Origin of the sequence: Lacimonas salitolerans (assembly GCF_042677865.1) — a bacterium.
Classification (GTDB): Bacteria; Pseudomonadota; Alphaproteobacteria; order Rhodobacterales; family Rhodobacteraceae; genus Lutimaribacter; species Lutimaribacter salitolerans.
Genome location: NZ_JBHUDD010000126.1, coordinates 1 through 7,977, shown reverse-complemented (window position 1 = coordinate 7,977; position 7,977 = coordinate 1). Strand labels below are relative to the sequence as shown.

General features: G+C 57.8%; 6 protein-coding genes. 4 read left to right on the top strand and 2 right to left on the bottom strand.

What is annotated here, in order from left to right; all coding sequences use genetic code 11:
* Positions 1–667 precede the first annotated feature (667 nt).
* Positions 668–2,047 carry an exonuclease domain-containing protein gene (locus ACFTOW_RS14230; protein ID WP_379916823.1) on the bottom strand — a complete coding sequence of 460 codons (1,380 nt, stop codon included), beginning with the start codon at positions 2,045–2,047 and terminating at the stop codon, positions 668–670.
* Positions 2,048–2,320: 273 nt separating this feature from the next.
* Between ACFTOW_RS14230 and ACFTOW_RS14225 the strand changes: the two genes are divergently transcribed.
* From ACFTOW_RS14225 to ACFTOW_RS14210, 4 genes are all read left to right on the top strand, one after another.
* Positions 2,321–3,454: a Fic family protein gene (locus tag ACFTOW_RS14225; protein ID WP_379916821.1), complete on the top strand. Its 1,134-nt coding sequence runs from the start codon at positions 2,321–2,323 to the stop codon at positions 3,452–3,454.
* Entirely contained in the window at positions 3,454–3,936 is a 483-nt protein-coding gene (locus ACFTOW_RS14220; RefSeq protein ID WP_379916819.1) for a thermonuclease family protein, read from the top strand. Before ACFTOW_RS14225 ends, ACFTOW_RS14220 begins: the two co-directional genes overlap by 1 nt.
* Positions 3,933–6,104 (top strand): SF1B family DNA helicase RecD2, encoded by a 2,172-nt coding sequence (recD2, locus tag ACFTOW_RS14215; protein WP_379916817.1) that lies wholly within the window; start codon positions 3,933–3,935, stop codon positions 6,102–6,104. Before ACFTOW_RS14220 ends, recD2 begins: the two co-directional genes overlap by 4 nt.
* A 76-nt stretch (positions 6,105–6,180) precedes the next feature.
* Positions 6,181–6,864 (top strand): UPF0149 family protein, encoded by a 684-nt coding sequence (locus ACFTOW_RS14210; RefSeq protein WP_379916815.1) that lies wholly within the window; start codon positions 6,181–6,183, stop codon positions 6,862–6,864.
* 794 nt (positions 6,865–7,658) lie between these two features.
* On the opposite strand, the gene ACFTOW_RS14205 is transcribed toward ACFTOW_RS14210, so the two are convergent.
* Positions 7,659–7,943: a hypothetical protein gene (locus ACFTOW_RS14205; protein WP_379916813.1), complete on the bottom strand. Its 285-nt coding sequence runs from the start codon at positions 7,941–7,943 to the stop codon at positions 7,659–7,661.
* Positions 7,944–7,977 lie beyond the last annotated feature (34 nt).

Sequence of the window (7,977 nt, the reverse complement as noted above, 5' to 3'; positions counted from 1 at the left end):
CGCCTCACGTCGTGACAACAACATCTGGTGCGACCCTGAACAGGCCAGTGCGCCTTAACCCACACAAATCGCGAAGGGACCTGTTTTTCCCCATAATCCCTCGATACCTCCGAATACCCTTTGCCTGGCTGTAATGTCATTCTCACCCGTTAGAGGAGTGTTATTCATAAGCCGCTTCGTGTCCACACCATCCGGCTGGTCGATCCATTCGAACGCATAGAAGTGGATGGCATCGTCGGAGCCATGGCCTTCGTCGGTCCAGAAAAAGGCATCCTCGTACACCGAACCGAAAACAGCCTTGGCGGTGAATAGCCGCTCGGTCCATACTGTGTGAGTTCACCAGTTTCAGAACCTCGCAGTCGCAGCGAACGGCAGGATCGGCGGATTGCGCCGCAGCAGAAAACCTCACCTGGTTGCGTTAATCGGTCAAGTTTGCAAACTCCGCTTCCTGCGCATAGCGGCCATTCGTCCAAGATGCGGTGAAGGTTGGCTCCCCGCCCAACACGCCAGATGCTGCCAGTGCAAAGCTACCGAAACTTATCCACATTAAGTTGCCCCCTTCGCCTCTCCACAGATGCGGCATCCCCACGGTGAAATTTTCCTTTTCCGCCAGTCAACCAAGGCGAGATAAAGCGCTCCAAATAACGGCAAGTGTAGGTTGGGGTTCCTACGCATCACGTGCGCACCGCGCCCATAAAAATGCCGCAATCGCGTCAAGCTCATTGGGCTCTGCAGCACCGGCAGCACGCAAATCACGCAGTGCAACCTCCCCTTTTTCGAAGGTCATCCATTCGGTCTCCGGCACATCTGGCGCAGACCACTTTTCACGCAGATAACTTTTGAACAGCTCCGCCTCTTTGGCATTCAACAGCTCAGGGCTGTAAAATGCCACCAGTCGACGCCCAAGTTGCTGTAGGCGTGAATCCCGAAGGCTCAACACGATTTCCTGGCGTCGCGACCAGGTCGCATGCTTAAATTCTTGAAGAAGCTGCTTGTCCGCGTTGGAATAAAATTCCCCGTAAATCTGACGCTCAACCGGCTTGGGCGGGACGTCCGGATCTTCAACAAACCGAGCCGCCATTGCCGCACCTACGCGCTGACGAAACTCAGTCGCGTTGGCGATGACCGCCGCCCGGCGCAGATGTTCTGCGCTGGGCGCTGCGTGTTCGAGCAGCGCGGGCGCTTTATTTGTGGACACGCCTCTGATGATTTTCGGCGTGGCATCCACGGCGGCGAAGATCGCGTCGTCTGAGGACTCTAGGAAATCAGACGGGTCAGCAGTATCCAGATCGAAAAATGCCGCCTGCGCGCTGTTCCCTTGGGAGTATCCGCAGAAACAGCCAACGTAGGATCGAGGCTCACCACCACCAAAACGGGTGACCAGCTCATAAGGGCGGAAGCTTTCAAGCTTTGCCTGCACACGCGCTTTATGCGCGTTATCTAGCAACTCAGACCAAAGCGCTGGGCGTCGCGTCGAAATCAGGCGCGCGATATGGATGGTCGCTTCGACATCTCCCAAGGCATCATGTGAGTTGTGCGCGTTGAACCCGTTGGCTGGCGCCAATCGATCCAACTTAAAGCTCCGCCTGCCCGTGTCGTCGGTCGGCCAGACCAGCAGATCGGGCTCCCGACCATAAGCGGCATAGACTGCCGGCAGAATATCAAAGCGCGTGTTTCCATTGGACTGCGTGGCGTAGATGTTCGGTGAAAGGTTCTGGTAGAAAGTCTGTCGCAGGACCTCCTCGTCGAACTTCATCGTGTTGTAGCCCACCCAGATGGCAGGGGCCCATCGCTCGGTGAACTCAGCCACCTGCTGTGAGAACTCGAACAGCGATGGCAGATTCGGGTCTGTCAGCTGATCAGGGGTAACGCGCGTGACGACCAACGCCTGTGGTGACGGCAGGATGTGCGGGGCTAGCCGGCAGCGGATATTAACCCGATCCTTTTCCACGAAATTCTCATCCGTCCAGATCGCAGCGAACTGCAGCGGCTGGTCGAACTCGGGTGATATTCCCGTGGTTTCCAGATCGTAAAAGACAAAATCCATGATGCTTCCCTACACCCTAATGTGAGGGGAATCCATCTTGAGGCACCGCGTGGCCGACACGACCATTACCTTCCAAAGTCGCAGCAGGCCCATGCCGATCAGCAGGCTGGTTGGCAACCAATCGCCCTACTTTCTTGTCGACAAGAAGCTTTGATGGCAGCCAACGAGGGTCAAAGGCTGTTGGCGGCAATATTCGGCCATATTCCGTTGCCAAAAGGGCTTGATGTGACTAGGGTGCCATCAAACAGCGTTGACGACAGTTTGGGTTAGGAAATGGTCACCAAAACCTACAATCTTGCAGATGCAGTGCGCTACCATGAGGATGCTTTTCCGCCCAAGTCACTGGATTATGAACGGCTGCTTGGCCCGCTGGAAGAGGCTGCGGCTTCGCTAGCACGCTATGACGCCAAGATATCGGGCATGGTAAATGGCGAGCTGTTCCTCGCTCCGTTGCGCCGCCAGGACGCGGTGACCTCGTCGCGGATGGAGGGCACGATCTCGACGATTGAGGACCTCTATCGCCTGGAAGCAGAGGAAGATTCCGGAAGCACGGATCTCTATCGCGACGCACGCCACGACGACATTGAAACTTACCTCTATTCGCGCGCCCTCCGAAGTGCGCAAGATGCCCTTGCCGAGGGCATGCCGCTTGGGGAACACCTGATCCGGTCTGCGCACCAACAACTGCTCTCCGCCGGACGTGGCGCTACAAAGCGTCCAGGCAGCTATAAAATCGAGCAGAACTACGTCGGGGATGAGCGCCGCGGAAAGATTTACTACGTCCCAATTGCTCCAGAGCAGCTTGAACCTGCGATGGCGGCTTTGGTCCAGTTCATCAACACCAGCGAGACGCGTCCTCTCATCCGCACGGCGCTCGCCCATGTGGAATTCGAAGCGCTTCACCCGTTCGAGGATGGCAATGGCCGGATCGGCCGCATGCTGATCACGCTAATGCTCTGGCGACTAGGTGTGCTCAGCCAGCCCAACTTCTTTGTCTCGGGCTACTTCGAAACCCATAAAGACGAATATATCGAGCGGATGCGGGCCGTGTCTGCAGAGGGCGACTGGACTGGTTGGGTGATATTCTTCCTGCTGGCCATGCATGAGCAGGCCACGGTGAATATCCAGACGGCCGATGCGATCTTCAAGCTGCACAGCGAAATGCGGGAGCGCTTCCGCGAGGTGCTAAACTCACAATTTCATGATCAGGCACTGGATTTCGTGTTCGCGAGCCCGGTATTTCGCAATGATCGATTTGTCGAAAGATCGGGCATTCCAGCGACCTCCGCGCGCCTGCTGTCCCGAAGGCTTGTCGATGCGGGTCTTCTAAGAACCCTGCAGCCCGCAGCCGGCCGCAGGGCCGCGCTCTATGCCTTCGACCCTTTGCTGGACCTTCTGAGGGTTTGATGGCTGTGCTGCGACTGATCCTGCTCCTAGCCGCTTTTCTTTCGGCAGCTCCGGTCGCGGCAAACGATCTGGTCGGTGTGGCCAGCGTGATTGACGCTGACACTCTTGAAATCCGCGGCGTCAGAATCCGTTTGCACGGAATAGATGCGCCAGAAAGCAGACAGCTCTGCACAAATCCCTCTGGACAGCAGTGGCGCTGTGGGCAGCAAGCAGCGCTCGCTCTGTCCGACCGGATCGGTCGCCGTTCGGTGAACTGCGCGGTGCGCGATGTTGACCGTTACGATCGTGCAATCGCTGTCTGCACCCAAGACAATCAGGACCTGAACCTCTGGCTCGTCAACGAAGGTTGGGCCGTCGCCTACAGGCGGTACGCGCGGGATTACATCGGAGCAGAAGATCAAGCCCGCCGCGCTGGGCGCAATATCTGGGCCGGGCAATTCGTGATGCCATGGGACTGGCGGCAGGGGCAGCGCCTGCCATGAAGCCACCCGCCGAGAGCACAACTGAAGTCCTCGCGGGTCTTGTGGAACGGGTGACATTCCACAATTCCGAGAACGGCTTCTGCGTGCTTCGGGTAAAAGCGCGGGGTCACCGGGATCTGGTGACCACCGTAGGCCATGCCGCGATGATCTCAGCGGGCGAATGGATCACAGCGTCCGGGGTCTGGTTAAACGACCGCAACCATGGCCTGCAGTTCAAGGCACACTTCCTGAAAACCCATGCGCCGTCGACGACTGACGGAATCGAAAAATACCTCGGCTCTGGCATGATCCGTGGGATCGGGCCAGTCTATGCCAAGCGGCTCGTCAAAGCCTTCGGCAAGGATGTCTTCGACATCATCGAGGCCGCGCCCGAGCGGCTGCGCGAAGTCACCGGTATCGGTCCGATGCGCGCAGCCAAGATCACGACCGGGTGGGCGGATCAGAAGGTGATCCGCGAGATCATGGTCTTCCTGCACCAGCACGGGGTGGGCACGGCGCGCGCGGTGCGGATCTTCAAGACCTATGGCACGGATGCTGTGCAGGTCATGAGCGAGAACCCTTATCGGCTGGCCAAAGACATCCGCGGCATCGGGTTTCGGACGGCGGACATGATCGCCGAGAAACTCGGGATCGAGAAAACCGCGATGATCCGCGTGCGCGCGGGGATTTCCTTCGCCCTGACTGAGGCGATGGGCGATGGCCATTGTGGACTTCCGCGAGCCGAATTGATCGGACTGGCTGGCAAGCTGCTCGATGTCCCTGCCCCCTTGATCGACAGCGCCTTGGAAGAAGAACTAGCCGAAGCGACCGTAACGGCCGATCGCGTGGCCGACATGGACTGCATCTTCCTAACCGGGCTTTATCACGCCGAACGCGCTATCTCCGAGCATGTAAAGCGCATCCGCGCGGGCGCCCTGCCCTGGCCGGAGATCGACACAGACAAGGCGCTGCCCTGGATCGAGCAGAAGACGGGCCTTACCCTTGCTGAAAGCCAGGCCGAGGCGATCCGGCTAGCACTGCGCTCAAAGCTCATGGTGATCACCGGCGGCCCCGGCGTAGGCAAGACCACGATCGTGAACTCGATCCTGCGCATACTGGCAGCCAAGGCTGTGAAGCTGCTGCTCTGCGCGCCGACGGGTCGCGCGGCAAAGCGCATGACCGAGGCCACCGGGATGGAGGCCAAGACCATCCACCGGCTTCTGGAATTCGACCCGAAGGTCTTCGGATTCAAACGCAACGAGGAAAACCCGCTCGACTGCGACTTGCTAGTCGTGGACGAAAGCTCGATGGTCGATGTGCTGCTGATGCAGTCGCTCCTGAAAGCTGTACCCAGCACCGCGGCGCTGCTGATTGTCGGCGATATCGACCAACTCCCATCTGTGGGCCCAGGCCAAGTGCTGGCGGACATCATCGGCTCCGGCGCGGTGCCGGTGGTGCGTCTGACCGAGGTGTTCCGGCAGGCGGCCCAGAGCAAGATCATCACCACGGCGCATTCCATCAATGCGGGCCGCTTGCCCGATCTTGGCAAACCCGATGGGGAAGCGGATTTCTATTTCGTGCCTGCTGCAGACCCCGAGCAAGCCGTACCACGCATCGTCGAACTGGTCGCCAAGCGCATCCACCAGCGTTTCGGCTTTGATCCAATCAAAGACATCCAGGTCCTCTGCCCGATGAACCGCGGCGGCGTAGGCGCGCGTTCCCTCAATATCGAGCTGCAGGCCGCTCTGAACCCTGCCGGGGAAAAGAAGGTCGAGCGCTTCGGCTGGACCTTTGCGCCGGGCGACAAGGTCATGCAGATCGAGAACGATTACGACAAGGACGTCTACAACGGGGACATCGGCATGATTGAGGACCTCGACCTCGATGACGGCGAGGTGGCCGTGAACTTCGACGGCCGCACTGTGACATTCCTGTTTGGCGAACTCGACACGCTGGTGCCCGCCTATGCAGCGACAATCCACAAGAGCCAGGGCTCGGAATACCCGGTCGTGGTCATCCCTGTCATGACCCAGCACTACGCGATGCTGCAGCGCAACTTGATCTACACCGGCGTTACCCGGGGCAAGAAGCTCGTCGTGCTGGTTGGTCAGAAGAAGGCCGTAGCGATCGCGGTGAAGAATGTATCAGGCCGTCGGCGCTGGTCGAAGCTGGATGAGTGGCTGGCGTGACTGGTGATGCGTCTGTCCAAGGCTTCACCCTCATACGCGCGTTGATTATCACGGCAGCACACAGAAAGGGTGGATCATGACCACAGAGGAAAAACGGCTGGATCGCCTGAACGAACTCCTGTTCGCGCTGCCCGTCGATAATATGCCCATGACGCTTAGCGAACTCGACGGTTATGTGACCGGCGTGCTGGCTTGCCCCGAGATGATTTCACCGTCGGAATGGCTCCCGGAGGTGTGGGGCGAAACTGGCGACGCGAAATTCGCGGATCAAAAGGCGGCGGAAGAAACGATCGGCGCGGTGATGGCGCATTACAATTCCGTGGCGGAAACAATCACACGGTCGCTCTGGATCGAGCCGATCTACGAAGTGGATCCGAACAGTGACGAAACCCTCTGGGAGCCCTGGGTGGACGGCTTCACTCGTGCGATGCGTTTGCGTCCGGAGGCTTGGGAAAACCTGCTCAACCTGGCCGATGACGAAACTCGAGCCACGATGATCTTCATGATGGCGCTACAGGACATTTACACAGGCAATAGCAAGTTTACAGATGACGAGATCGACGAAATCGATCTCGAAGCGCCGGACCTAATCCCGAACTGTGTCGTGACGATCCTGCACCAATCGCGCCCCGAACTGGTTGGAACGCTTACTGCCAATCTTCCTGGTATGCCTCACAGGGCCGCTCCCCGCCCCGGGCGGAACGATCCCTGCCCTTGCGGATCAGGCCGCAAGTACAAGCTATGCTGTGGCCGGAATTGAAAAATAATGAATTCCGGTCGCCGTTCATCTGCGCCAAGCGCGGTTTTCGAGGCTGAAACCAACGCGTCATAGGGGGACTGGTGATTTGTTGACGTGGTGTTGACGTAAAACGCCAAAAGGCCGATGGTATAATAATACCACCGCCTTAAGTGTTTGATTTGGCGTATTAATTTGGTTGCGGGGGCAGGATTTGAACCTGCGGCCTTCAGGTTATGAGCCGAAATTTCAACGATTCCAATAGCTTAACGAAATCAATAGTTTATCCGATAAGCCTTTGATTTCACAAATTTTCCACCCTGAAACTGACTGACATTGACCTGCATTCACCGTCACCGCCCTTCGAAATATGACGTACGCTCGTTGACATGGCGTTGACATGGGAAATCGCCATTCAACATCAAGAATAATCGCCTCATGTCAGTCAGGGCCTATACCTACCGTCCGATGATCCTGAGGACCACGTCCGCTTCGTCCACCATTTCGCTCGTCGGAGACGGCAGGCCTGCGTGTCAGAAGCGGGCGCTCGCACCGCTTGACTTTGGCGGGCATCGATTTTTCTCTCGCGATCGCTAAATGGGTAAGACGTAAGCGTCCGGCCTGACTGCTACGCGCGCCATTTCCACGGCAGCAGGTCATCGACCTTCGGTAATCCCCCCCGTCAAAAAGGACGAGATTACCGATAGTCGAATCCCGCTTGAGCGGCGGCAGCGGCTTGTAGGGGACGCCTTGTGTCCGTGCTAGCGGTCGAGGGCGGTTCTAACTGGTATGACATCAACTGATCGCTATCATCATGACTATTGGTCGACATCGTCGAACACCGAGCGCGTCGTGGCGCGCGGAGTAGGATCCGAAACTTCCTCCTTCCTTTGCGTCACAATATGCGTCCAATCCGCTTCGTCTTCAGAGCCTTCCTCATGCTCCCGCTTGCGCTCCTCAAGCGCTTCAACTGATCGCTTCACTTGCTGGCGCATGTCGTAAATTAATGGATTGGCGTCCGAGTCGACGCCAATGACTTCGATGCGATCAAGTATGTGTGAATCGGCATGCAAAAGTGACCCACTTGGGTGGGTTATGATCATCTAAAACTGACCCACCTGCATTGTTAACATCCGT

Bases quoted from the DNA above. Each gene is read 5' to 3' on its own strand.
- ACFTOW_RS14230 (WP_379916823.1), bottom strand. From the start codon at position 2,047: ATGGATTTTGTCTTTTACGATCTGGAAACCACGGGAATATCACCCGAG.
- ACFTOW_RS14225 (WP_379916821.1), top strand. From the start codon at position 2,321: ATGGTCACCAAAACCTACAATCTTGCAGATGCAGTGCGCTACCATGAG.
- ACFTOW_RS14220 (WP_379916819.1), top strand. From the start codon at position 3,454: ATGGCTGTGCTGCGACTGATCCTGCTCCTAGCCGCTTTTCTTTCGGCA.
- recD2 (WP_379916817.1), top strand. From the start codon at position 3,933: ATGAAGCCACCCGCCGAGAGCACAACTGAAGTCCTCGCGGGTCTTGTG.
- ACFTOW_RS14210 (WP_379916815.1), top strand. From the start codon at position 6,181: ATGACCACAGAGGAAAAACGGCTGGATCGCCTGAACGAACTCCTGTTC.
- ACFTOW_RS14205 (WP_379916813.1), bottom strand. From the start codon at position 7,943: ATGATCATAACCCACCCAAGTGGGTCACTTTTGCATGCCGATTCACAC.